The organism is Silanimonas sp. (genome assembly GCF_027531545.1).
In the GTDB taxonomy this organism is placed as follows: domain Bacteria; phylum Pseudomonadota; class Gammaproteobacteria; order Xanthomonadales; family Xanthomonadaceae; genus Silanimonas.
Genome location: NZ_JAPZSC010000025.1, coordinates 13,402 through 37,553, shown reverse-complemented (window position 1 = coordinate 37,553; position 24,152 = coordinate 13,402). Strand labels below are relative to the sequence as shown.

The 24,152-nt window shown below is 70.4% G+C and carries 24 protein-coding genes; 15 read left to right on the top strand and 9 right to left on the bottom strand.

Annotated elements, in window-relative coordinates:
- Positions 1-40: 40 nt before the first annotated feature.
- Entirely contained in the window at positions 41-1,018 is a 978-nt protein-coding gene (locus tag O9280_RS13670; RefSeq protein WP_298343853.1) for a lytic transglycosylase domain-containing protein, read from the bottom strand.
- 72 nt (positions 1,019-1,090) lie between these two features.
- On the opposite strand from O9280_RS13670, the gene miaB reads away from it, so the two are divergent.
- The 7 genes from miaB to corA all read left to right on the top strand — a co-directional run bounded on the left by miaB (position 1,091) and on the right by corA (position 7,733).
- Positions 1,091-2,434 (top strand): tRNA (N6-isopentenyl adenosine(37)-C2)-methylthiotransferase MiaB, encoded by a 1,344-nt coding sequence (miaB, locus tag O9280_RS13665; RefSeq protein WP_298343850.1) that lies wholly within the window; start codon positions 1,091-1,093, stop codon positions 2,432-2,434.
- Entirely contained in the window at positions 2,434-3,411 is a 978-nt protein-coding gene (locus O9280_RS13660; RefSeq protein ID WP_298343848.1) for a PhoH family protein, read from the top strand. Before miaB ends, O9280_RS13660 begins: the two co-directional genes overlap by 1 nt.
- A complete protein-coding gene (locus tag O9280_RS13655; protein WP_298343845.1) occupies positions 3,398-4,063 on the top strand; it encodes a haloacid dehalogenase-like hydrolase in 666 nt (221 codons plus the stop codon). Before O9280_RS13660 ends, O9280_RS13655 begins: the two co-directional genes overlap by 14 nt.
- A gap of 17 nt (positions 4,064-4,080) precedes the next feature.
- The gene (gene ybeY, locus O9280_RS13650; protein ID WP_298343841.1) at positions 4,081-4,542 is read left to right on the top strand and encodes an rRNA maturation RNase YbeY; all 462 of its coding nucleotides are present in this window, start codon (positions 4,081-4,083) and stop codon (positions 4,540-4,542) included.
- 90 nt (positions 4,543-4,632) lie between these two features.
- Positions 4,633-5,487 (top strand): transporter associated domain-containing protein, encoded by an 855-nt coding sequence (locus O9280_RS13645; RefSeq protein ID WP_298343838.1) that lies wholly within the window; start codon positions 4,633-4,635, stop codon positions 5,485-5,487.
- Positions 5,471-6,712 carry a DUF4105 domain-containing protein gene (locus O9280_RS13640; protein WP_298343835.1) on the top strand — a complete coding sequence of 414 codons (1,242 nt, stop codon included), beginning with the start codon at positions 5,471-5,473 and terminating at the stop codon, positions 6,710-6,712. Before O9280_RS13645 ends, O9280_RS13640 begins: the two co-directional genes overlap by 17 nt.
- A 7-nt stretch (positions 6,713-6,719) precedes the next feature.
- On the top strand, positions 6,720-7,733 hold the full coding sequence (corA, locus tag O9280_RS13635; protein ID WP_298343833.1) for a magnesium/cobalt transporter CorA: 1,014 nt from the start codon (positions 6,720-6,722) through the stop codon (positions 7,731-7,733).
- Between the two features lie 31 nt (positions 7,734-7,764).
- Here the strand turns inward: corA and sufT are convergent, their stop codons facing one another.
- Entirely contained in the window at positions 7,765-8,316 is a 552-nt protein-coding gene (gene sufT / locus O9280_RS13630) for a putative Fe-S cluster assembly protein SufT (RefSeq protein ID WP_298343830.1), read from the bottom strand.
- A gap of 134 nt (positions 8,317-8,450) precedes the next feature.
- Here sufT and O9280_RS13625 point away from each other — a divergent pair, with 134 nt between their 5' ends.
- Positions 8,451-8,882 (top strand): hypothetical protein, encoded by a 432-nt coding sequence (locus O9280_RS13625; RefSeq protein ID WP_298343827.1) that lies wholly within the window; start codon positions 8,451-8,453, stop codon positions 8,880-8,882.
- Positions 8,883-8,901: 19 nt separating this feature from the next.
- Here O9280_RS13625 and O9280_RS13620 read toward each other — a convergent pair whose 3' ends face one another.
- On the bottom strand, positions 8,902-10,353 hold the full coding sequence (locus O9280_RS13620; protein WP_298343825.1) for an NAD(P)(+) transhydrogenase (Re/Si-specific) subunit beta: 1,452 nt from the start codon (positions 10,351-10,353) through the stop codon (positions 8,902-8,904).
- The gene (locus O9280_RS13615) at positions 10,353-10,640 is read right to left on the bottom strand and encodes an NAD(P) transhydrogenase subunit alpha (protein WP_297867085.1); all 288 of its coding nucleotides are present in this window, start codon (positions 10,638-10,640) and stop codon (positions 10,353-10,355) included. Before O9280_RS13615 ends, O9280_RS13620 begins: the two co-directional genes overlap by 1 nt.
- Positions 10,641-10,988: 348 nt before the next feature.
- Here O9280_RS13615 and O9280_RS13610 point away from each other — a divergent pair, with 348 nt between their 5' ends.
- The 3 genes from O9280_RS13610 to O9280_RS13600 are packed head-to-tail and all read left to right on the top strand — an operon-like array spanning position 10,989 to position 12,453.
- A complete protein-coding gene (locus O9280_RS13610) occupies positions 10,989-11,534 on the top strand; it encodes an RNA polymerase sigma factor (protein ID WP_298343823.1) in 546 nt (181 codons plus the stop codon).
- Entirely contained in the window at positions 11,531-12,007 is a 477-nt protein-coding gene (locus O9280_RS13605; protein ID WP_298343820.1) for a hypothetical protein, read from the top strand. Before O9280_RS13610 ends, O9280_RS13605 begins: the two co-directional genes overlap by 4 nt.
- Positions 12,004-12,453, top strand: a complete 450-nt coding sequence (locus O9280_RS13600) for a DUF3106 domain-containing protein (RefSeq protein ID WP_298343818.1) — start codon at positions 12,004-12,006, stop codon at positions 12,451-12,453. Before O9280_RS13605 ends, O9280_RS13600 begins: the two co-directional genes overlap by 4 nt.
- A 22-nt stretch (positions 12,454-12,475) precedes the next feature.
- Here the strand turns inward: O9280_RS13600 and O9280_RS13595 are convergent, their stop codons facing one another.
- On the bottom strand, positions 12,476-13,573 hold the full coding sequence (locus O9280_RS13595; protein ID WP_298343815.1) for an NAD(P) transhydrogenase subunit alpha: 1,098 nt from the start codon (positions 13,571-13,573) through the stop codon (positions 12,476-12,478).
- A gap of 59 nt (positions 13,574-13,632) precedes the next feature.
- Positions 13,633-15,885: a DUF1631 family protein gene (locus O9280_RS13590; protein WP_298343812.1), complete on the bottom strand. Its 2,253-nt coding sequence runs from the start codon at positions 15,883-15,885 to the stop codon at positions 13,633-13,635.
- A gap of 122 nt (positions 15,886-16,007) precedes the next feature.
- Between O9280_RS13590 and O9280_RS13585 the strand changes: the two genes are divergently transcribed.
- Genes O9280_RS13585 through O9280_RS13575 form a run of 3 tightly spaced genes read left to right on the top strand, consistent with a single transcriptional unit; the run spans position 16,008 to position 18,044 of the window.
- The gene (locus tag O9280_RS13585) at positions 16,008-16,574 is read left to right on the top strand and encodes a nitroreductase (protein ID WP_298343809.1); all 567 of its coding nucleotides are present in this window, start codon (positions 16,008-16,010) and stop codon (positions 16,572-16,574) included.
- On the top strand, positions 16,571-17,479 hold the full coding sequence (locus O9280_RS13580; RefSeq protein ID WP_298343806.1) for a 5'-3' exonuclease H3TH domain-containing protein: 909 nt from the start codon (positions 16,571-16,573) through the stop codon (positions 17,477-17,479). Before O9280_RS13585 ends, O9280_RS13580 begins: the two co-directional genes overlap by 4 nt.
- A gap of 10 nt (positions 17,480-17,489) precedes the next feature.
- A complete protein-coding gene (locus O9280_RS13575) occupies positions 17,490-18,044 on the top strand; it encodes an NUDIX hydrolase (protein ID WP_298343803.1) in 555 nt (184 codons plus the stop codon).
- An 18-nt stretch (positions 18,045-18,062) separates the two neighbouring features.
- Here the strand turns inward: O9280_RS13575 and pip are convergent, their stop codons facing one another.
- Positions 18,063-19,004: a prolyl aminopeptidase gene (pip, locus tag O9280_RS13570; protein WP_298343800.1), complete on the bottom strand. Its 942-nt coding sequence runs from the start codon at positions 19,002-19,004 to the stop codon at positions 18,063-18,065.
- 126 nt (positions 19,005-19,130) lie between these two features.
- Here pip and O9280_RS13565 point away from each other — a divergent pair, with 126 nt between their 5' ends.
- Positions 19,131-19,754 (top strand): HNH endonuclease, encoded by a 624-nt coding sequence (locus O9280_RS13565; RefSeq protein ID WP_298343990.1) that lies wholly within the window; start codon positions 19,131-19,133, stop codon positions 19,752-19,754.
- Here the strand turns inward: O9280_RS13565 and O9280_RS13560 are convergent, their stop codons facing one another.
- On the bottom strand, positions 19,755-20,777 hold the full coding sequence (locus O9280_RS13560) for an OmpA family protein (protein WP_298343796.1): 1,023 nt from the start codon (positions 20,775-20,777) through the stop codon (positions 19,755-19,757).
- A 14-nt stretch (positions 20,778-20,791) separates the two neighbouring features.
- On the bottom strand, positions 20,792-24,139 hold the full coding sequence (locus O9280_RS13555) for a hypothetical protein (RefSeq protein WP_298343793.1): 3,348 nt from the start codon (positions 24,137-24,139) through the stop codon (positions 20,792-20,794).
- Between the last annotated feature and the right edge of the window lie 13 nt (positions 24,140-24,152).

Here is a 24,152-nt window from a genome sequence, read left to right as displayed (position 1 = left end):
CCCATTTGACCGACAACGCCGCCGGACGACGGCGCGAGGCCTAGGGGGCGCCTGCACCCGACATCGGAACCGCGACCGACCCGGCCGCCCCGAGGGCATCGCGATAGCGGGCGTGAAGGGTGGCCACGCGGCCCACGTAGCGCTGGGTCTCGTCGAAGGGCGGCACCCCGCCGTAGCGGTCGACATTGCCTTCACCGGCGTTGTAGCCGGCGGCTGCCAACGTGATGTTGTCGTCGAAGCGGTCGAGCAGCCAGGCCAGGTACTGCACGCCGCCGGCGATGTTCTGGGCCGGGTCGAAGGGGTCGGACACGTCGAAGCGGTCCGCCGTGGCGGGGATCAGCTGCATCAGACCCTGCGCCCCCTTGTGCGAGACGGCATTGGGGTTGAAGGCCGACTCGGCGTGGACGATGGCCCGCACCAGGGCTTCATCGACACCGAAGCGCGCCGCGGCAGCCCGGATCTCGGCCGCGTAAGCCGCGGTGTTCAGGCGGACGTTGGAGAAATCGACGCCCGGCAGGGTGCTGCAGGCGTAGCAGGTCTCCACGTAGGTGAAGAGCGTGCGCACCGAGGCCCCCGCGTTCTGCGGGCGCACGTTGGTGTAATGGGTGACGCCATCCTTCATGTAGGTGTAGACGGCGCCGCGGGTGACCCGCGCGCCGCGGGTGCTTCCGGCCGCGGGCGCCGGTGCGGCCCCCGGGCTGGCCAGGAACTCGACGCGGCGGGCCGGGTTGGCCGCGGGAGCGGGAGCGTCTGGGCCCGGCGAAGCAGCCGCCGGCGTGGGCGTGGGTCTGGGCGCGATGGCGGGACGGGGATCCGGGCGGTAGTTGGCGGCCACCGTGCAGGTCATCCCGGACTGCCGGCGGCTGCCGTAGTGGGAGATGCCGTCCGGGCCAACGCAACGGTAGAGCGTTCCGGCCTGCGCTTCGGGCGCACCGCCCCCGGCGATCGCCAGCGCAAGCGCCACCCACCCGGCAAGGGCGGCGGTCGATGCGGGCTTCAGGACGCGGCGGGGACGCATGGCGCGCAGTGTCCCCCAGCAGGGCCGGGCGTACAATCCGCGCCCCATCCACCGGAACGGAGTACCCACCGTATGCCCGGCAAGCTCTTCATCAAGACCCACGGCTGCCAGATGAACGAGTACGACTCGACCAAGATGGTCGACGTGCTCGCCGCCGAACACGGCCTCGAACTGACCGAGAACGAGGCGGAAGCCGACGTCATCCTGGTCAACACCTGCTCGATCCGCGAGAAGGCGCAGGAAAAGGTGTTCTCCCAGCTCGGCCGCTGGAAGGAGCTGAAGAAGAACAACCCGAACCTCGTGATCGGCGTCGGCGGCTGCGTGGCCTCGCAGGAAGGCGAGGCGATCATCAAGCGCGCGCCCTTCGTGGATGTGGTGTTCGGCCCGCAGACCCTGCACCGGCTGCCCGAGCTGATCGACGCCAAGCGCGAGACCGGCAAGCCGCAGGTGGACATCTCGTTCCCGGAGATCGAGAAGTTCGACAAGCTGCCCGAGCCGCGCGCCGACGGCCCGACCGCCTTCGTCTCGATCATGGAAGGCTGCAGCAAGTACTGCGCCTTCTGCGTGGTGCCCTACACACGCGGCGAGGAAGTGAGCCGGCCGTTCGAGGACGTGCTGGTGGAAGTGGCCCAGCTCGCCGACCAGGGCGTGCGCGAAGTCACCCTGCTCGGCCAGAACGTCAACGCCTACCGCGGCGCGACGGACGACGGCGGCACCGCCGACCTCGCCGACCTGATCCGCGCCATCGCCGAATTCGAGGGCATCGGCCGCATCCGCTTCACCACGTCGCATCCGATGGAGTTCACCGATTCGCTGGTGGAGGCCTACCGCGACGTGCCGAAGCTGGCCTCCTTCCTGCACCTGCCGGTGCAGTCGGGCTCAGACCGCGTGCTCACCGCGATGAAGCGCAACCACACGGTGCTGGAGTTCAAGGCCAAGATCCGCAAGCTGCGCGAGGCGCGGCCCGACATCTGCCTGAGCTCGGACTTCATCGTCGGCTTCCCCGGCGAGACCGACCGCGACTTCGAGCAGACGATGAAGCTGATCGAGGACATCGGTTTCGACCAGAGCTTCTCCTTCATTTACAGCAAGCGCCCTGGTACGCCGGCGGCGAACCTGCCGGACGACACGAGCTCGGAGGTGAAGAGCGCGCGCCTGACCCGGCTGCAGGAAACGATCACCGCCAACGCACGGAAGATCTCGCATGCCATGGTCGGCAGCGTGCAGACGGTGCTGGTGGAAGGCCCGTCGAAGAAGAATCCGAATGAAGTGACGGGCCGCACCGAGAACATGCGCTTCGTGAACTTCGCCGGCCCGCAGCGCTTGGTTGGCCAATTCGTGGACGTGGAAATCACCGAGGCGCTGAGCAACTCGCTGCGCGGCCGCATCGTCACCCGCGAGACGGTGGCCGCCTGATGGCCGACGCCGCTGCGCCGCGCGACTTCACGCTCGAACCCGAGGACGGCGAGCGGCTGGCCAACCTCGCCGGTCCGCTCGACGCGCACTTGCGGCAGATCGAGCTGCGGCTGGGCGTGCAGGTGGCCAACCGCGGCGGCGTGTTCCGCGTGACGGGGCCGGAGAAAGCCACCACCGTCGCCGAGCGCCTGCTGCGCCAGCTCTGGGCGGATACCGAGACCGAAGTGCTGACGCCGGAAGCCATCCACCTGCGCCTCGGCGCGGATGAGGAATCGGCCGTCGAACGCGACCTCGGCTTCGCGCCGCAGGACGTAGCCATCAAGGTCAAGCGCGGGACGATCCGGGGCCGCGGTGCCAACCAGGCGGCCTACCTGCACGCGATCGCCACGCACGACATCAACTTCGGCATCGGCCCGGCCGGTACCGGCAAGACCTACCTCGCCGTGGCCAGCGCCGTCGAAGCGCTCAGCGATTCGCGCGTGCAGCGCATCCTGCTGGTGCGCCCGGCGGTGGAGGCCGGCGAGAAGCTCGGCTTCCTGCCGGGTGATCTCTCGCAAAAGGTCGATCCCTACCTGCGCCCGCTCTACGACGCGCTGTACGAGATGCTCGGCACCGAGAAGGTGGCCAAGCTGATGGAGCGCAACGTCATCGAGGTCGCACCGCTGGCCTACATGCGCGGCCGCACGCTCAACGACGCCTTCGTGATCCTCGACGAGGCGCAGAACACCACCGTCGAACAAATGAAGATGTTCCTGACCCGCATCGGCTTCGGCACGACCGCGGTGATCACGGGCGACCTCTCGCAGATCGACCTGCCCAAGCACCAGAAGAGCGGCCTGCGCGACGCGGTCGAGGTGCTGAAGGGCGTGGAGGGCATCAGCTTCCAGTTCTTCGAAGCGAAGGACGTGGTGCGCCATCCGCTGGTGGCCAAGATCGTCCGCGCCTACGACCGCCGCGACGCCGATGCCGCCGGCTGAGGTCGTCGTTTACGACTTCGACGGCACCCTCGTCGAAGGCGACATCGGCGCGGCCTTCATCCACCACCTGCTGCAAGGCTGGCGGCGTGCGCTGGTGCTGCCGTTCGCGCCCTTGGGCTTCGTGCTGATGCGCTTCGAGGCGACGCGACGCGCTGGTGTTTCGCTGTTCCTGTTCTTCGGGGCGCTGGGGCGGAACGTCGGCACCATCGAAGCGCTGGCCGAGCGCTTCGCCGAAACGCGCCCGATGCGTCCCCGCGAACGCGAGCTCGCGTGGGTGCGCGCGGATGTCCGGGACGGGCATCGGGTGGTCGTGGCGACGGGCGCGTTCGAGCCGCTGGCGCGGGTGGCCCTGCGACGCCTCGGCGTCTATCCCGGCGTGACCCTCGTCGCCTCGCGACTGCGCCCGCGTTGGGGCAGCGCCGGCGTGGCACGCCATTGCACCGGCGAAGCGAAACTGCGCGCCCTCGCCGAAGAGGGCTTTCCTCCGCCCTACGTCCGCGCCGTCTCCGATGCCGCGATCGACCTGCCCCTGCTGCGCGCCGCCCATGAGGCGGTGCTGGTGAACGCCTCCGCCCGCTGCCGCTCGATCGTCCGCCAGGCGCTGGGTGCGCGCCTCGTCGATGCCGATCTGACCGCCTTGCCCCTGCCCTGAAGACTTCCGAGGCCGCCATGCCCGCCACGACCGTCCATGTCAGCTACGCCCTCCCGCGCAAGGGCCTGCCCGCCGCCGCCAGCGTCCGCCGCTGGGTCGAGGCCGCGCTGGCCGGCCAGCGCCGGGCCATCGAGCTGGCGGTGCGCTATGTCGATTCCGACGAGGGCCGCGCGCTGAACCGCGACTACCGCGGCAAGGACTACGCGACCAACGTGCTGAGTTTCCCGGTCGAGCTGCCGCCGGGCGTGCGCTCGCCGCTGCTTGGCGACCTCGTCATCTGCGCGCCGGTCGTCGCGCTGGAGGCCCTCGGGCAGGACAAGCCCCTCGCCCACCACCATGCCCACCTCGTGGTGCATGGCGTGCTGCACCTGCTCGGCATGGACCACGAGCACTCCGAGGCCGACGCCGAGGCCATGGAAGCCCGCGAGCGCACCATCCTCGGCCGCCTCGGCATCCCCGACCCCTACGCCGAGCGCTGAGGGGGCCGGCGGCCCTCGACCGGGCCCGTCACGGCCATCGGCTACACTCCGGTGTTCGCGCTCCCCGTCGGGGGCAATGCACCGAAACGAATGTCCGAGGACGACTCCAGTCCCCTGCCCGAGAAGCGCTCCTGGCTCGAACGCCTGTCGCATGCCTTCTCGGGTGAACCCGAAACCCGCGAGGACCTCCTGGAGATCCTCCGCGACGCCCGCAGCAACCGGCTGATCGAAGGCGACACGCTGAGCATGCTGGAAGGCGCGCTCAGCGTTTCGACGATGACCGTGGCCGACGTCATGGTGCCCCGCGCCCAGATGGTCTCGCTGCCGGTCGACGGCAAGCTTCTCGACCTGATGAAGCACGTCGTCGAGAGCGGCCATTCCCGCTTCCCGGTGCACGGCGAGGACCGCGACGAGATCCTCGGCATCCTGCTCGCCAAGGACCTGCTGCGCGGCATCGTCGCCGACAACGCCGTGCAGGACGTCCGCGAACTGCTGCGCCCGGCCCTGCTGATCCCCGACAGCAAGCGGCTGAACGTGCTGCTGCGGGAGTTCCGCGCTTCGCGCAACCACATGGCGATCGTGGTGGATGAACATGGCGGTGTCGCGGGACTCATCACCATCGAGGACGTGCTCGAGGAGATCGTCGGCGAGATCGACGACGAGCACGATGACGCGGCGGACGCCTCGACCAGCATCGCCGCCGAGTCGGACGGCCAGTTCGTCGTCGAGGCGCTGACGCCGATCGACGAGTTCAACGAGCGCTTCGGTGCCGAGTTCCCGGACGACGAGTTCGACACCATCGGCGGCCTCGTCGTTGCCGGCATCGGCCACCTGCCGGAGCCGGGCGAAGCTTTCGAGAGCGGCCGCTTCCACTTCACCGTGGTCGATGCCGACCAGCGCCGCGTGCACAGCCTGCGCGTGAGGCTCCATGACGGCATCCACTGAGGCCCGCTCCGCGGCCACGCCGCTCACGCGGCGCTTGGCGGCTCGGAGCGTCGTGGCCTGGGTGCTCGTGGTGCTTGCCCTGTTCGCCGGCGCCGCCCTCGGCGCCCCGCGTGTCGGCGTGCTGACGATGGCGCCCGGCGAGGTGTTCTTCGAGCGCTTCGGCCACAACGCCATCGTCATCGATCCGCAGGACGGCCGCGAACCCACCAGCTACAACTTCGGCTACTTCGACCCGGGCGAGCCGGATTTCCTCGCCCGCTTCGTCGCCGGCACGATGCGCTACCGCCTCGTCGCCCTTCCGCTCGAGGCCGACCTCGCGCAGTACCGCGCGAGCGGCCGCGGCGTCTCGGTGCAGTGGCTCGATCTCGACGCCACGGAAGCCGGCGCGCTGGCAGCGATGCTCGAAGTGAACGCGCGGCCCGAGAACGCCGTTTACGACTACCGCTACTTCACCGACAACTGTTCGACGCGCGTGCGCGATGCGCTCGACGCCGCGCTGGGCGGCCTGCTGAAGCGCACGCTCACGGCCAGCTCCGAGGGCAACTCGCATCGCAGCGAGGCCGTGCGCCTGGCCTCGCCGGCAGCGTGGATGGGCACGGGCTTCCACCTTGGACTCGCCGCGAAGGCCGACCGCCCGCTGTCGCGCTGGGACGAAGCCTTCATCCCCATGCGGCTCGCCGACAGCCTGCGCACGTTGAAGCGCGCCGACGGCCGCGCGATCGTGGCCTTGGAAGCCGAGGTGTTGCCGCATCGCCTCGCGCCAGAACCGGCCGAGATGCCGCAGCTGGGTTTCGAAGCGGCGGTGGCGGGGTTCGCGTTGGCCTTCGGCCTGCTGTGGCTCGGCCGGCGTGCGCCGCGTGCGGTGGCCGCCTTCGCCGGCGGCTTCTGGCTGTTGGCGGGCCTGGCCGGCACGACGATGCTGTTCCTGTGGTTCGGCAGCGGCCACGACTTCGCCTGGGGCAACGAGAACCTGTTCCTGCTCTCGCCGCTGGCGTGGCTGCTGCTGCCCGGCGCGGTCCGCGCGATGCGCGGCCGACCGCCGGGCCGGTTGTTCGGGGTGGTCATCGTTCTGGTGTTGGCTTTGGCGGCCGCCGGCGCCTTCCTCAAGCTGATGCCCTTCATGAAGCAGGCGAACGTCGAGTGGGTGGTGCTGCTGCTGCCGCTGCACTGGGCGCTGGCACGGCATTTCCGCCAGCTTGCCGCCACGGCGACGGCGGGCCGATGATGCGGGCATGAGCCCCGTCATCCCCGTTCATCCGCAAACGCGCGCCGACATGGTGCGCGCCTGCATCCACTACCGCGACGGCCGCAAGGTCGCCGACCTTGAGCTGGATGCGATCTCCGACGTGCTCGAGGTCGATGACGGCAGCTTCGTCTGGGTGGGGCTCTACGAGCCCGACGAGGAGCTGCTGCACAAGCTGCAGGAGGAGTTCAGCCTCCACCCGCTGGCGGTCGAGGACGCCCTGAAGGCGCACCAGCGACCGAAGATCGAGCCCTACGGCGATGCGCTGTTCATCGTCATGCACACTGCGCAGGCAAGCGCGAATTGCGACATCGGCGTCGGCGAGACCCACGTGTTCTTCGGGCCGCGCTACCTGATCACGGTGCGCCACGGTGCCTCCCTGCCCTACGCCGCGGCGCGCGAACGCGCCGAGCAGAACCCGGAGCTGTTCCGCCTTGGGCCCGGCTACGGGCTGTATGCGGTGCTCGACTACGCCGTCGACAACTACTTCCCGATCGTCGAGCAGTACCGCCAGGAGCTGGAGACGATCGAGGCCGACATCTTCGACCAGCATTTCAAGCGCGACACCATCCGCCGGCTCTACGACCTGAAGCGCGACCTGACGACGCTGCGCCTTGCCGTTTCGCCGCTGAACGACGTGTTGGCCCAACTGACGCGCTTCTACCCGCACCTGGTGCGCGACGAACTGCAGGTCTACTTCCGCGATGTGCAGGACCACGTGGCCCGCGTGGCGGAAGCCACCGACACCATGCGCGAGATGCTCACCGCGGCGATGTCGGTGAACCTGTCGCTGGTGGCCGCCGAGCAGGGCGAAGTGGTGAAGCGCCTCGCCGGCTGGGCCGCGCTGCTGGCCGTGCCCACCCTGGTCGCCAGCTGGTATGGCATGAACTTCGATTTCATGCCGGAGACGAAGGCGCGTTTCGGCTACCCGATCCTCGTCGGCGGCCTCGTCATCGCCGTACTGGTGCTTTACCGAGTGCTGAAGAAGGCGCGCTGGCTGTAGTCGGCGGTTCGAGCCACCCGCAGGCCGTGCGTCACAGCATCCCGGTTTCGAGCTTCGCGGCTTCCGACATCATCGACTGGTTCCACGGCGGGTCGAACACGAGTTCGACATCGGCCTCGGCCACCGTGGGGATGCGCTCGACCTTGCTGCGCACGTCGTCGACGAGGATGTCGCCCATGCCGCAGGCGGGCGCCGTCAGCGTCATGCGCACGTCGACCTTGCGTTCACCGTCGTCGCGACGGCCGAGCTCCACCGTGTAGACGAGACCGAGTTCAACGATATTCACCGGGATCTCGGGGTCGAAGCAGGTCCGCAGTTGCTCCCACACGAGCTTCTCGACCTCGTCGTCGCCGGCATCCTCGGACAGCGCGAGGGCTTCCGGAGCTTCCTTGCCGATCGCATCGGCATCCTCACCGGCGATGCGGAACAGGTTGCCTTCGACGAACACCGTGAACGAGCCGCCGAGCGCCTGCGTGATGTAGCCGACGCTGCCTGCCGGCAAAGTGACGCGCTCGCCCTGGGGCACCAGAACAACGGTGCAATCACGGGAGAAGCTGACGGGTTCGCTGGAGCGGCTGTACATCGGCGGGAATCAGGACCAAATCGGGGCTAATTCTACCGGGCCGGCGGGAATCGGCGCGAGGGCACCGCGAAGACACGGCGCGACCCCTGCCATGCCGCTACGCTGCGCGGCCCTGCCCTCTCCGGTCGTCCCGCTTGAACACCGCTGCTGCCCGCACGCCCCGCCCCCTGCCCAGCCGCCACGGATGGGCGGGCCTCGCCCTCGCGCTGGCCTTGCCGCTGATGGTGGCGCTGTGGGGCGCGGCGGCGCTTTGGCTGGACGCGCCCGCCGCGTGGATGGCCGTGATCGTGGCGGCGGATGCCAGCGTGCTGCTGTCCTTGCTGCGGGTGCCGGCCGGCCGGGGGCGCGCCGCGTGGGCACTGGCCTTCCTCGCCCTCGCCACCGCCGCCAGCCTGTGGCTGATGGCCGCCGGCGTGGTCGGCCCGGCCTTCGGCCTGCTGCCCTGGGAGTCGGCACTGCGCTTGGGGCCGGTGCTGTTCGGCGTGATCGCCGAGCCCTGGATGGGGCTCGGCAACCTCGCGTGGCTGGCCGCTGCCGTGGCGCTGACGCTGTGGTGCAACCGCTGATCGCGCGCGACGCGGCGGCTCAATGGCCGCCGTCGAGTTCCTTCATGCCGCCGATCAGCTTGGCGATCGCACCGCTCGCATCGCCGTAAAGCATGCGCGCGTTGTCGGCGTAGAACAGGGCGTTCTCGATGCCAGCGAAGCCGGTGCCCTTGCCGCGCTTCACGACGATCACGTTGCGCGCCAGCGAGACGTCGAGGATCGGCATGCCGTAGATCGGCGAAGCCGGGTCGGTCTTGGCGACCGGGTTCACCACGTCGTTGGCGCCGATCACCAAGGCCACGTCGGTGATCGGGAACTCCGGGTTGATGTCGTCCATGTCGGCGATGATGTCGTAGGGCACGCCGGCCTCGGCGAGCAGCACGTTCATGTGGCCGGGCATGCGGCCCGCGACCGGATGGATGGCGAACTTCACCTGCACGCCGCGCTTCTGCAGCGCCTGCGTGAGTTCCCACACCTTGTGCTGCGCCTGCGCCACGGCCATGCCGTAGCCCGGCACGATCACCACGCGCTCGGCGTAGGCCATCATCGCCGCGACATCGCTGGCCTCGATGGGCTTCTGCGAACCGCTGATCGCCTGCGCCTCGCCGGTCGCGCCGAAGCTGCCGAACAGCACGCTGCCGAGCGAACGGTTCATCGCCTTGGCCATCAGCTGCGTGAGCAGCATGCCGGCCGCGCCGACCACCATGCCGGCGATCATCAGCGCCTCGTTCTGCAGCACATAGCCTTCGAAGGCGACGGCCAGGCCGGTGAGCGCGTTGTACAGCGAGATCACCACCGGCATGTCGGCGCCGCCGATCGGCAGCGTCATCGCGATGCCGACGATCAGGGCCAGCGCGAAGAAGATCGCGATGACGAGGATCGCCGGCGACGGCTGCAGCACGAGCAGCACGCCGCTCAGCACCGCGCCCGCCATAAGCGCGGCATTGACCATCTGCTGCGCCGGGAAGGTGTAGCGCTTGTCCATGCGGCCGTCGAGCTTGGCCCAGGCGATCACCGAGCCCGAGAACGAGATCGCGCCGATCAGCGCACCGACGACCGCGAGCACCGTCATCGTCGGGCTCAGGCAGGCGTGGTCCGCCATCGACGTGGCGTCGCAGGTACCGGTGTGGCTCGAGGCACTGACCAGCGCCGCGGCGCCAATGGCCGCCGCCGAACCGCCGCCCATGCCGTTGAAGATGGCGACCATCTGCGGCATGTCGGTGAGCGGCACACGCTTGCCCCAGACCCAGAACACGGCGCTCAGCACCAGCGCCAGCACCATCAGGCCGAGGTTGATCGGATCGACGCCGTGCGAGCCCCAGGTGGTGGGCGCGACGAAGGTGACCAGCGTGGCGAGCACCATGCCGACGCCGGCCCACTGGATGCCGCGCCGCGCGGTCACCGGCGAGGACATGCGCTTGAGGCCGACGATGAAGAGCACCGCGGCGATGAAGTAGCTGGCCTTGGCCAGCAGGTCGAGCAGGTTGTCCATTACGCGCCTCCCTTGCTCGACTTGAACATCTCGAGCATGCGCTCGGTCACCACGTAGCCGCCGACGGCATTGCCGGCGCCCAGCAGCACGGCGAGGAAGCCGATCACGCGCTCGGTGGTGGTGTCGGCATGGGCCAGCGCGACCATGGCGCCGACGACGACGATGCCGTGGACGAAGTTCGATCCCGACATCAGCGGCGTGTGCAGGATCACCGGCACCCGCGAAATGATTTCGTGGCCGCAAAACGCGGCCAGCATGACGATGTACAGCGCGACGAACCCGTCCATCCGTTTCCCCATGTGGCGAGCCCGATGGGCTCCTGTCCCCGGCCCCATCTTAACCACGGGATGAACATCACCTGCGAGCGGTCAACGCGCGGGGATGGCATGGCGTTATGGCGGGCACGGCAACCGCCGTCATCCCGGAGCCCCGTCATGCGCCATCCCGCCCCCTCCCACCGCTTCGCCCGCCTCGCCCTCGCGGACGCCCGCGGCGACCGGCTGGAGCGCCGGGCCGACCGGATCGGCCAGCGCCGCCAAGGCCGGCGCGGCTGATCTTTCCGTCCTCCCGCCCGTCAACCGATCCGGAACTGCTGCGTTATCGTCCCCATGGATGGCCACGGACCCGCACGCCCCTTGAGCCCGAACGCGGCCCCGCCGGAGATGGCGCTCGACGGCTTCCTCGCCAGCGTCGAGCGCCGCGCGTTCCGGATGGCCGAGCTGGCGCTCGGGCACCGCGAGGACGCGCTCGACGCCGTGCAGGACGCGATGATCGCCTTCCTCGGCTACCGCGACCGTCCGCAATCGGAGTGGCCGGCGCTGTTCTTCAGCGTGCTGCGCAGCCGGATCACCGACCGGCACCGCCGCAACACCGTGCGCCGCCGCGTGCTCGCCGTCTTCGGCGTGCGCGACGAGGAGGACGCCGAGGACCCGATGGCCCAGTTGGCGGACACTGCCCCCGGGCCGGCCGAAGCCGACGAGCGGCAGCGCGCCTGGAAGGCGCTGGGCCAGGCCCTGCGCGCCTTGCCGCGGCGCCAGCGCGAAGCCTTCCTGCTGCGCGAGTTGCAGGGCCTGTCCGGCGCCGAGACCGCCGCCGCGATGGGCTGTTCCGAGGGTTCGGTGAAGACCCACCTGTTCCGCGCGCAGGCCGCGCTGCGGACCCAACTGGACGATTGGCGATGAACACCCCCGACGACGGCCGCCTCCAGCGCGCCCGTGCCCTTTTCGATGCCCAGGTCGACGCCCTCGATGGCGCCACGGCCACCGCGTTGCGCGCCCGGCGTCGCGAAGCGATCGCGACGATGCCCACGCGGCATCGGCGGGCCTGGTGGTGGCCGGCCAGCGGCATCGCCACCGCGGCGCTCGCCGTGGTGCTGTGGTTGCCGCGAACCGATGGGCCTGCTGCCGACGTGGCGTCACCGCCGATGTCGGACGGCATGGCCGCCTCCACCCCGGCGACCGACCCGCCCGTCGACCCCACCGCGTCGCTGCCGCTCGACGCCGAGGCCGCGCGCTTCGCCGACACCGCCTTGGCCGAACTCGAGGACGACGCGGAGTTCTACGCCTGGATCGCCACCGTGCCCGACGACACGGGCAGCCCCAATGACACCCCGGCCCTGCTCGATGCAGAGCCGAATGAAGGACTCACGCTATGAACCGTCCCCTCGCCCTCGCCCTCGTCCTGATGATCCTCGCTTCCAGCACCGCGGCCGTGGCCTCGGCGCAGGCCGCTGCCGCGCGTTCGTGGGAGTCGCTCTCCGAGGCCGACCGTGCTGCGCTGATCGAGCCGACACGGGAACGCTGGGAGCGCGCGACGCCCGAGCAGCAGCAGCGCTACCTCGATCGCGCCCGCTTCTGGGCCAGCCTCACGCCGGAACAGAAACGGCTGGCCCGGGCCGGCGCCGAACGCTACCAACAGGCGAATGCCGAACAACGCGGCAGGCTCCGCGAGATTTGGCGTCGCTTCCAGACCCTTCCGCCGGGCGAACGCGAGGCCGCGCGCCGCACCTGGGAGTCGCTGAGTCCGCCGCAGCGTCGCGCCTGGCTGGAAGCCGGCGGGCCCGGCGTCGCGCCTCCGCCCACCGACGACCCGCCGCGCTGAGCGGCGGGCCTGCGTCCGCCCCTCAGGCCGTCGCGGCGGCCGGGGCGCGCACCCAGCAGCTCTTCTCGATCAGCTCGTCGTTCCAGTCGAGCGTGATCGCGCCGTCCTTCAGGAACAGGCTGACGAAGTTCAGCAGGTTGCGGGCGTACATCTCGCTGGCATGCACGGCGCCGCTGCTGGCGAGATTGAGCGGGCCAGCGACGGTGACGCCGCCGTGCTGCACGTTCTCGCCGGGCGTCGTTAGCTCGCAGTTGCCGCCGGTCTCGGCGGCGAGGTCGACCACCACGCTGCCCGGCTTCATGCCGGCCACCATGGCCGCGGTGATGATCTTCGGCGCGGCGCGGCCCGGCACGGCGGCCGTGCACACCACCACGTCGATGCCCTTCAGGTGGTCGGCGAGGCGCTGCTGCTGCAGCGCGCGCTCCTCGGCGCTGAGCTCGCGCGCGTAGCCGCCGCTGCCGGCCGCCGACACGCCGAGGTCGAGGAACTTGCCGCCGAGCGATTCGATCTGTTCGCGCGTCTCGGGACGCACATCGAAACCCTCCACCTGGGCACCGAGCCGGCGCGCCGTGGCGATGGCCTGCAGGCCGGCCACGCCGGCGCCGACGACCAGCACCTTCGACGGGCGGATCGTGCCCGCCGCGGTGCTCAGCATCGGGAAGAAACGCGGCGCGAGCTGCGCGCCGAGCAGCACGGCCTTGTAGCCGGCCATGCCGGCCTGCGAACTCAGCACGTCCATGGCCTGCGCGCGCGTGGTGCGCGGCAGCTTCTCCATGGCGAAGGCGGTGGCGCCGCGCGAGGCCAGCGCAGCCTCGCGATCACCGGGCGCGTGGGCGGCCAGCATGCCGACGATGACGGCGCCGGGCTTCAGCTTCGACAGGGTGGCGGCATCGGGCGACTGCACGCAGAGCAGCAGGTCGGCCTCGGCAAGCGCGGCCGCGCCATCGGCGCCTCCGGCCGCCTCATAGGCGGCATCGGGGAATCCGGCGTCGGCGCCGGCGTCACGGGCGATACGCACCTGCGCGCCGAGGGCGGCGAGCTTCTTGGCCGTTTCGGGGGTGATCGCGACGCGGCGTTCGCCAGCGGCGGTTTCCTTCAGGCAGACCACGGTGACCGGCATCGGCGCGTCCTCGAATAGGGAGCCCCGATGCTAGCCCACGGTTCAGGCGCTGTCGTGCCTCAGGCGATGTCCTGCTTCAGCCGGCCGACCATGCGCTGCAGGGCGTCCTCGAAGGCGCCACCCTGCGCGTCGCGCAACTGGAGCTTCCCGAGCTTCTTCAAGGCGCTCAGTTCCTCGACCGAGGCGACCAGCATGCGGACGCCGCGGCGGTTCACGAACATCAGGCGGTTCGAGATGGGCGAGATCCAAGCCAGCTTGGCCGGGGCCAGCTTCTCGTCTTCGCCGGCCAGGCTGATCCAGTCGCCGACCTTGAGGTCGCGGAGCTGGGCGAGGTCGTCCGGACCGAAGTCCGGAACGGCATCGGTGCCGCCGACGATCTTCAGGCGCGGCTGGGGCGGCAGCGGCGGCGGCTCCGGAGCGACGCGGAGCACCGCGGCGGCCTGCTGCGCGGCCACGGCGTCGCCGCGGCGCTGGGCTTCGACGCCGTCGGCGATGGCCTTGATCACGGCATCGGCGGCATCGCCATGCACGCCCGAGCTGCCGAGCACGACGACGAGGTCGGCACTCAAGCCCTGCATGGCCGTCGGGATGCTGATGCCCGCGGCCTTGCCGCCCGGCAGCAGGTCGAGCAGCTTGTCGGCCAGCGACAGGGCCGCCGACCAAGCGACCGATTCGGTGCCTTCGCGCAACGCGACGAGCGAAAGATGGTGCGACCAGCTGCGTGCGAGGAACTCGCGCAGCGCCGCCGGCACCTTGCGGCCGTCGACGCGGTTCGACACTTCGCCACCGGCCTGCACGCGGGCGTGCTCAAGGCGCTCCTGCCCGCGCTGCGCCTCGGCGGCGCGCTTCTCGGCCAGCTCGACGCGCTTCTGGTGCTGCTCGAGGAAGCCGCGCAGCTCGGATTCGAGCGTCTCGAAGATGGCGACGTCTTCGTTGAAATCCCCCACGAGGGTGTCGACCACCTGCTCGGCCTTGCCGAGCATCTCGCGCTCGTGCGCGCTCTGCCCGCCGTTGCCCTCGCAGGCTTCGGTGACGGCGTTGAGCAGGCGGCGCGCCGGGTGCGTGCGGTACATGAACATCTGGCGGTCGAGCAAGGCCACCTTGACGTAGGGCACGACGAGGCGGCTCACGAGGTTGCGCGCGCGCTGCTCGAAATCGTGCTCGTCGAACAGCACGTCGAAGAGCATGCCGACGAGGTCGACCGCGTCCTCCTCGTCCGGGCTGATGCGCACCTGCTCGGGCGACAGGCCGATGCGGCGGGCGCTTTCGAGCAGGTCGCGCTTCAAGAGGACCGACAGCGAAGCCTCGTGGCGCTCCATGGTCTCGAGCACGGAGGGCGGCACTTCGGTCTGCATCAGCGAGAGCACCGAGAGCATCTCGGTGGTCTGCAGGGCGCGACGTTCGGGCAGGCCATGACCCACGGCGCCGGTGGCCGGGCCGCCGGACTGCTGCGGGCGCAGGGCGCGGAGCATCTCCCGCAGCAGGCTGAAGACGTTGGCGTCCTCCTGCGACGTCGGCGCTGCATGGCCGTGGCCGTAGCCGTGTCCATGACCGTGGCCTTGCGCATAGCCCCCGGCGTCGTGCTCGGAAGACGTCGTCGCAGCGCCGGAATTCGGCGGCGGCGGCGCACTGCCGGGGCGCGCCGCTCCACCGCCCGGACGCATCGAGGCGCCGGGACCGATGCCCTGGCGCGGCACGAGGCCAGCCGCCATGAAACGCTGCATCAGCGGATCGAGCACTTCGTTGAAGCGGGCCAGCAGCTCGCGCTCGTAGTACTTGTAGAGCACCACCTGCAGCATGTTCGGCAGGTCGATGCCCTGGACCGCGCGATGCAAGGCGTGGCCGAAGTTCAGCGGGCTGAGCGGGTTCTGGCGCGGCGCGAGCGACTCAACGCCCATGATCTTCGCCAGCGCCTTGGCCAGCGCGTCCAGCGAGTGGCCGTGGGCACGCTGCAGCGCCTCCACGATGAGGTCGGAGGCGAGCTGCTGCTCGAGCTCCTGCTCTTCCACCAGGCTGAGGCGGAGACCATCGGCGGAGCCCTGCTTCGGTTCGATCAGCTCGTCGAACAGGGCCTCGTACTGGCGGGCGAACTGGCGCTCGATGGTGGCGCGCGTGCTGCGCAGGGTGTTCATCGCTTCGAGGCGCGGCGAGCGCGCGAACGGATCGGCGCCTTCACCTTCCTTCTGCGCGAGGTCGAACATCCAGTCGTCGGCCTTGCCCAGCACCGCGTGCACGAGCGACGACAGCTGCTCCACCACCGAGCGGCGGGTGTAGCGCAGCAGTTCGTCGTAGGTGGGCGGTCGGGAACTCACGGGCGTCATCGTCGGATGGGGCTTGGGGGGGCTTTTGAGGATAGTGGGGGTGTTAACACTTGCAAACCGTGACGGCCCCTGCAGTTGGGCGCTGCCGGACGGCGCCTCGTTACAATCGGAGCATGGACCTTTTCACCGCCTTGATGCAGCGCCGCTCCACCCCCAGCCGCCAGCTTGGCGCCCCTGGGCCCGACGCCACCCAGCGCCGCGCCCTGTTCGAAGCCGCGATGCGCGTGCCCGACCACGGCAAGCTCGCGCCCTGGCGCTTCCTGACCATCGAGGGGGACGCCCGGCACCGCCTCGGCGAACGCCTCGCTACCCGCGCGAAGGCGCTCGACCCCAACGCCCCGCAGGCCGCCATCGACAAGGACCGACAGCGGTTCAGCTTCGCGCCGCTGATCGTCGCCGTCATCGGCACTCCGGTCGAAGGCCACAAGGTGCCGGTGGTCGAGCAGCTCATGTCTGGCGGGGCCGTGTGCTTCGCGCTGCTGCAGGCCGCGCAGGGCCTCGGCTTCGGCGCGCAGTGGCTGACCGGCTGGGCCGCCTACGACCGCGAGATCCTCGACGGGCTGGGGCTCGCTCCACACGAACAGCTGCTGGGCTTCATCCATATCGGCACGGCGCAGGGCGAGGCCCCCGAGCGCCTTCGCCCTTCGCTCGACGCGAAACTGACGGAATGGTCGCCGTGACGGCTCCCGCGGCGAACGCCGTGCACCTCGTCGATTCGAGCCTGTACGTGTTCCGTGCGTGGCACGGCACCCCGATCGATGCGAGCGACGAGGACGGCTGGCCCGTCAACGCGGTGCACGGCTTCGCGCGCTTCCTCTGCGAGCTGATCGAGCGCACGCGCGCGGAGCGCTTGGCGCTGGCCTTCGACGAAGCGCTGGATTCCTGCTTCCGCAATGCGATCTACCCGGCCTACAAGGCGCATCGCGATCCGGCGCCCGAAGAGTTGAAGCGCCAGTTCGCGCATTGCAAGGCGCTCGGCGAGGCGATGGGCCTACCGGTGCTCGCCCACATCGAGTACGAGGCCGACGACCTGATCGGCACCGCGGCCGCGCAGGCGCGTCGCGACGGCCACGCCGTGGTGATCGTCTCGGCCGACAAGGACATGGCGCAGCTGCTCGACGAGGGCGACTGGCAGTGGGATTTCGCCCGCAACGAGCGCTGGGACTGCGCCGGCGTGAAGCCGCGCTACGGCATCCACGCGCACCAGGTGGCGGATTACCTCGGCCTCACCGGCGATGCCAGCGACAACATCCCCGGCGTGCCCGGCGTGGGGCCGAAGACCGCCGCCACCCTGCTCGCGATCTACGGGTCGATGGATGCCCTGCTCGACAAGCTCGACGAAGTGCCGCTGCTGAAGCTGCGCGGTGCCGCCCAGCACGCGGTGCGGTTGCGCGAACACCGCGAGTCGGCCCTACTCTCGCGCCGGCTAGCCACCATCGTCCGCGACGCGCCGCTGCCCGGCGACTTCGATGCGGCACGACGGCGCGCGCCAGATGGCGAGGCGATCGACCGGCTGTGCGAGCGCCTGCGCATCGGCCCGATGACCCGCCGCCGCCTGCAGGACGCCGCGAGGATGCCGACTTGAAAGGAGCGCCATGAACCCGAAGCACGAAGGCCCGGCGCAGGTCGCCTGGGAAGGCCGCTGGCTGCGCATCCGCACGCGCGGTACGTGGGAATACGCGGAACGGACGCACGCCGAGGGCAAGGCGGTGATCATCGTCGCCGTCACGCCGGAGCGAAAACTGCTGTTCGTCGAGCAGTTCCGCGTACCGCTGCAGCAGCGCACCATCGAAATGCCCGCCGGCCTCGTCGGCGACAACCTCGGCGAGGACACGCTGGAGTCCGCCGCGGCCCGCGAGCTGCTGGAGGAAACCGGCTGGCAGGCCAGCCACGTCGAGGTGCTGATGGAAGGCCCGACCAGCTCCGGCATGAGCACCGAAATCATCGCCTTCTGCCGCGCCACCGGGCTCACCCGCGTGCATGCAGGCGGCGGCGACGAGACCGAGGACATCACCGTGCATGAAGTGCCGGTGGACGAGGCCGCACGCTGGCTCACCGCGAAGATGGCCGAGGGCTACGCCATGGACCCGAAGCTGTGGGCGGGGCTGTGGTTCGTCGAGCGCAATCCGGATGGCAGCCGCGCCGGCTGAGCCGGCGCCGACCACCCCTCAGCGGTACGCGTTCGTGGCATCGACCAGCAGGCTCGCGATCTCCGGTTCGAAGGCCGAATGCCCGGACGTCGGCGCGATGTGCAGCGTCGCTTCCGGCCAGGCCTTCTTGAGGTCCCAGGCGTTCTGCACCGGGCAGACCACGTCGTAGCGGCCGTGCACGATGGTGCCGGGGATGTGGCGGATGCGGTGCGCATCGCGCAGCAGCTGGTCGTCGTGCTCGAAGAAGCCGCCGTTGACGAAGTAGTGCGACTCGATGCGGGCGAAGGCCAGCGCGAAGGCCTCCTCCTCGTGGCCGGACATGAAGTCCGGGTCCTGGCGCAGGAAACTGGTGGCGGCTTCCCAGACGCTCCAGCGCCGGGCGGCAGCGAGGCGCACGGCCGGGTCCTCGTGCGTGAGGCGACGGTGGTAGGCCGAGATCAGGTCGCCGTGTTCGACGGCGGGAATGCCATCGAGGTAGTGCTGCCACGCATCCGGGAACAGGCGCGAGGCGCCCTCCTGGTAGAACCACTCCAGCTCCCAGCGGCGCAGCATGAAGATGCCGCGCAACACGAGTTCGGTGACGCGCTCGGGGTGCGTTTCCGCGTAGGCCAGGGCAAGCGTCGAGCCCCAGCTGCCGCCGAAGGCCTGCCAGCGCTCGATGCCGAGGTGGGTGCGCAGCGCTTCGATGTCGGCGACGAGGGCCGGCGTGGTGTTGTCGACGAGGTCGGCATGCGGCGTCGAGCGGCCCGCACCACGCTGGTCGAACAGCACGATGCGGTAGTGCTTCGGGTCGTGGAAGCGGCGCATCTTCGGGCCACAGCCGGCACCGGGGCCGCCGTGCAGCATCACCACGGGCTTGCCCTTCGGGTTGCCGCACTGCTCGTAGTACAGCCGATGGCGCGCGTCGACCTGCAACGTGCCGGTGTCGAAGGGTTCGATGTCGGGGTACAGGGCGGCCATGCGTCACTCCGGTTCGGGCCGCCAAGGATAAGGGCCGTCGCCCTTCGCGCGCGTGCTTGAACTGTCACGCAGGGCGCGTATGCTCAGGCGTCAATGGAGCCCGCCTCGCCGCATCAGGCCGTCGTGCTGGCCAGGGTCGAGAGCACCCCGGCACGGGGTTCTGCCCCCCAGCGTTTCCCGGCCGGCCCAGCCCCCCGCCTCCTCAGTCTCGACGCCCACGGCCGCATCCTGAACTGGATGACCTGGCAGGACGCCGCTTGCCTGTACGCCCGCGGCGCGGTGGCCTGGACGCTGGGCGATCCCTGCCTGCAAGTGCGTGGCGGCGTGAACCGCTGGACCGGGCGGCAGAGCGTGCTCGACATCGCACCGATCATCGCCGCCAAGGGCCATGCCAACGCCCGCGTGCCCGAACCCACCCCGGCGCTGACGAACACCGCGCTGTTCGCGCGCGACCAGTGGATCTGCCTTTACTGCGGCGGCGACGGCCGCAGGCTGCCGCTGACCCGCGACCATGTCATCCCGAGTTCGAAGGGCGGCAAGGACGTCTGGGAAAACGTCGTGGCCGCCTGCATCCACTGCAATTCGAAGAAGGGCGGCCGCACGCCGCAGCAAGCCGGCATGCCGCTGCTGGCCGTGCCGTTCCGGCCGAGCTGGGTCGAGCACCTGATCCTCTCGAACCGCCACATCCTGGCCGACCAGATGGCCTTCCTGACGGCGCACCTGCCGAAGCGGGCGCGCCCTCAGGGCTGATCAGTCCGCGGCGTGCTCGCGCGGCGTGCCGGTGATGGTCACTTCGACGCGGCGGTTCGGCTGCAAGCATTCGGTGAGCGCGCGGGTGGCGACGTCGCCGCCCGGGCAGTCCTTCACCGGCACGGCTTCGCCGCGGCCGATGGCCGTGATCTCGGCCGCGATGCCCTTGCCCTGCAGGTAGGCCTTCACCGTGTCGGCGCGGGCCTGCGAAAGACGATCGTTGTAGGCCTCGCTGCCGAGGCGATCGGTGTGGCCGACGAGCGCGATCGACTCGACGCTCGCATACGCGTCGCCGAGTTTTGCGGCGAGGGCGTCGAGCTCGGCGCGACCCTGCGGCAGCAGGTCGGCCTCGGCGCTGCGATCGAAGCGGAACAGCGCGCTGGCGTTGAGCACGATGCGCTCCACGCGCACCGGCGCGACCGGCGCGACCGGCGCGACCGGCGGCGTTAGGCAGGCCTCGGCGGCGGCCGTCGCCTGGGCGAGGTTCTCCTCGGCGATCTGCACGTAGGGCTTGGCGTGGCGCCACTGCTGCTGGTTGTACTCGTTGCCGGCATGCACGAGTTCGACTTCGCCGCAGGCGACGAGCTGCTGGGCGCAGCGGAAGCCGGTGTTCTGCTTCAGCGCGCCGAAGCGCTCCCACAGATCGGGGCGCAAGCGGGCGGCGTCGTTGACGAGCGGCGTGTCCATCGGCAGCGGCTCGGCCTTGGCTTCCATCGCGACGACGAGCTTCACCGACTCGTCGAGGGCGGCCTGGGTGAAATCGCTGCGGTCGTTTCGCGTGTATTCGTGGAAGCTCACGTCGAGCCAGCACTGCGCCTTCGACAGGTGGTAGTCGCGCACCGGGCGGCCACCCTCGTTCAGGGCATGGATCCGCTGCTGCACGCCGGCATAGGCGCCGTGGTCGGCATGGATGGCGGCATCGCTGGTGCGCTCGCCTTCGGGGCGCAGCGCGACGTCGGCGGCGAAGGCGCTACCGGCGAGCGACAGCACGGCGGCGATGGCGGTGGGGAGGATCAGGCGCATCGTGGGGTCCTTGGTCAGTCGCGGTCCGACGCGTAGGGGTCGGCCATGAACAGGGTTTCGTCGAACTTGAAGCGCAGGCGGAGGTAGAAACCGTCCTGCGTGTATTCGTAGCGGGCGAGGTCGGGGTCGCCTTCGAAGCCGGCCCAGTTGTAGCCGACGGACAGCCACAGGTTCTGGCGCAGCAGGCGGCCGACTTCGAGGCCGTAGGCGTACTGGTTCGCGCCGTCCTCGCCACGGAAGGTGGCGCCGAGCAGACCGAGGTCCCAGTTCTCGGTGACGTCGTAGACCACGCGGCCCGAGGCCAGCCAGGCGTTGAAGTCGTCATCGACGACGCGGCCGTCCGGGCTGGTGAAGCGGTCGTCCTGCCACTTCGCGGCCAGCCGGCCGGTGAGCCACCACGGTCGGCTCGGGTGCCAGTCGGCGTGCGTCGAGACGATGTGCGCGCGGCTGCGGACGCTGTCGCGCGGGGCACCGCCAAGCACCGGCGGCAGGCCGATGCCCGTCGCCACGCCGAGGCCGCTGTCGTCGTCCTCGAGCTTGTACTCGTAGCGGGCCAGCGCGTTGACGCGGTTGGTGTCGGTGTCGCGGTAGGCCAGGCCGACCTGGGTGCGGTTCTGTAGCACGTCGCCGCGCGCCGCGTAGTCGGTGCGCAGGAAGTAGTTGCGCGCGAGCAGGGTCCAATCGCGATCGATCTTGCGGCCGACGCTGAGCTGCCAGAGGCCGGTGTCGAAGGCTTCGTCGCCCGGCGTGCGCGCGCTGTCGTCGGTGCGCCGCAGTTCGACGCGGGTGGCCGCGCGCCAGAGCTCGCTGGCCGTCCAGTCGAGGCCGAACGCGGCACCGGTGGCATCGCCGGTAAGGCCGTCGATGACGTTGACGTGCTCGAACGCGGTGGTGAGGCGCAAGCCCTCGCGGATCTCCCACAGATTGCGGATGCCGTTGGCGGCCTGCACATCGCGGCCGGCGATGGCGTCGCGCAGCCGGTACTCGTTGAACAGCTGGGTGTCGCGCAGCACGGTGGAATCGACGCCGAACACGAAGGTGTCGGCACGACGGCCCGCGGTGCTCACGCCGTACAGGCCGGAGAGGCCGGTCTGCCGCTCGGCGCGGGCGTAGAGGCGCTGGCGCTCGCGCCACTGGTAGTCGACACCGAGGGCCACGCGCTCGCGGTCCTCGCCGGCGACATCGGCTTCGACTTCGCCGCCCACCATCAGGCGCTGGCTGGCCTGCCAGCCGGCACCGAGGCGCAGGGTGGTGCTGTCGAGGCGCGTGCCGATCGGCAGTTCGGAGAGCGGCGCCTGGCCGACGCCGTTCCAGATCAGCGGCACGCCGGTCTGCGGATCGAGCGGCTGCTGGCCGAAGCCGAGCGCGCCGCCGGCGCTGCCGGTCGCCACGCTGCCGCCAAGGCCGAAGCGGTCGCCGAAGGGCGTGGCCGTGCTCCACGGCGAGTAGCGGCCGACGGTCTCGCGCAGCTTGCGCAGGCCGAGGTCGAGCGTGAGGCGTTCGGTGGCCTGCCAGCGCGCGCCGAGGTTGGCCCCTTCGCGCTCGCCGCCGTCGACGTTGCGATCGACGCTGCGCAAGGCTTCGAGATAGAGATCGACGCGCTCGGTCAGGGCGTAGCCCAGGTCGAGCGAAGCCTCGCCGCGGCCGCCGTACAGGGGCGAGGCCGGGTTGTTGAACTGGGGGTCCGACGCACCGGCGAACAGGCGGGCGTCGAAGCGCTCGCCGTCGTGGTCGAGTTCGACGCGCCAGGCGTCGCCCTCGATGCGGCCACTCACGCCCTGCAGCGCGGGCGAAGCGAACTGGTTGATCGGATTGGTGTTGACCTCGCCGCGGCTGCGCGCGACTTCCGCCACGAGCCGCGTGTTCTCACCGAGCTGCACGCCGGCGTTGAGGCTGCCGAGGTCGCTTTCAGCGAAGGGGTTGCGGTCGTCGACGAGGCTGCCGCCGAGCTCGACGCGCTCGCCCAGCTTCACCTGCGCGTCCGCACCGGCGACCCAGAACGCTTCCGTGCCCTGGTCGACCTCGTAGGTGACGCGCAGCGACACCGGGTTGAGGTCGCTGTCGAAGGCGGGAAGGAACTGGTTCAGCAGGATGCGGCCGGAGAACACTTCGAAGCTGTAGTCGACGAAGCGCAGCAGCGGACGCACGCTGAGGATGCGCGAGGGCTGGTTGCGGTCGCGCACCACCACCTCGACGCGCTCGCTGCCCTCGTAGACGGCGTTGTTGCGCAGGCCGTAGGGGCCGCTGCCCTGGCTGGGGAACTCCTCGATCACCTGGCGCAGGTCATCGTGCATCGCGAACACGTTGCCGCGCACGCGCGGCGTGTCGACGTGCCAGTTCAGCCCCGTGGCGCTGCGGTTGTAGAGGCCGAGGCTGCGCTGCGCGAGCGGACCCTGCCCCGCGCCCAGCGGCGCCATCGCCGGCTGGCCGTCGGTGGTCTGGAAATCGCCGTACAGCAGGTAGCTGCGGCCCTTGTCGACGCGCAGGTACAGGCGGTCGGCGCTGCGGGCGTCGAAGCCGAGCAGCGAGCTGTCGCCGTAGACCGGGTAGTACTCGTCCGGGCGGATGTCGCGGAGCAGGCGCGCCCGCGTGTCCTTGTCGGAATCGAAGGCCGCCGTCAGCAGGTATTCGCCCTTCACCCGGCCCTTCAGGAAGAACGCGGTGCGCAGGGCGGCGTTGGCCTTGCCGCCATTGAAGTCGCGCTCCCAGCGGCGGATCTCGCGCTCGAAGCCGTCATCGCTGCGCGCCGGCTGCACCACGTTCGCGCCGTCACGGAAGCGCACGACCGCATCGACGAAGCCCGTGGCGAGCATCTCGCGCATTTCGGGCACATAGCTGACGACACCCTGCGCGGTCGCCTTGCCGGCGGTCACGCGCAGGAGCACGTCCTGCGGGGCGTGCGGGGCCAGCAACTGGAACTCGGCGACGCCGTCGACGACCTTCAGCTGCACGCCGGGCGTGGCCCGGTCGGCATCGCGACGGCCCGGGCCGCCTTCGTCCGTGCTCGCGCCATCCAGCAGCACGCGGCCACCGCTGTGCTCGATGGTCGCGAAGCGCTCGCCACGCAGCGGCTGGCCATCGGTGCCGAGCAAGCGCACGCGCACCGTCGTCGCGGTCTGGCCGTCGGCAGGCAGATGGTTGGCGTCGAGTTCGACGACGAGGTTGTCGATGTCGCGCTGCGTCGCATCGATGGCGCGCGGCGACGCATCGCTGCTCGCTGGCGACTGCGGGTACAGCGCGGCGCCCTCGCCCAGCACCGGCGTGAAGCGCTGCGGCGCGGTGGCGGCCGTGGCGCCGCCGACGAGGGCCAGGGCGATGCCGAAGGCCAGCGCATGGCGGGCGCGGGGGAGTGTGGAAACCATCGTGTCGCTACCG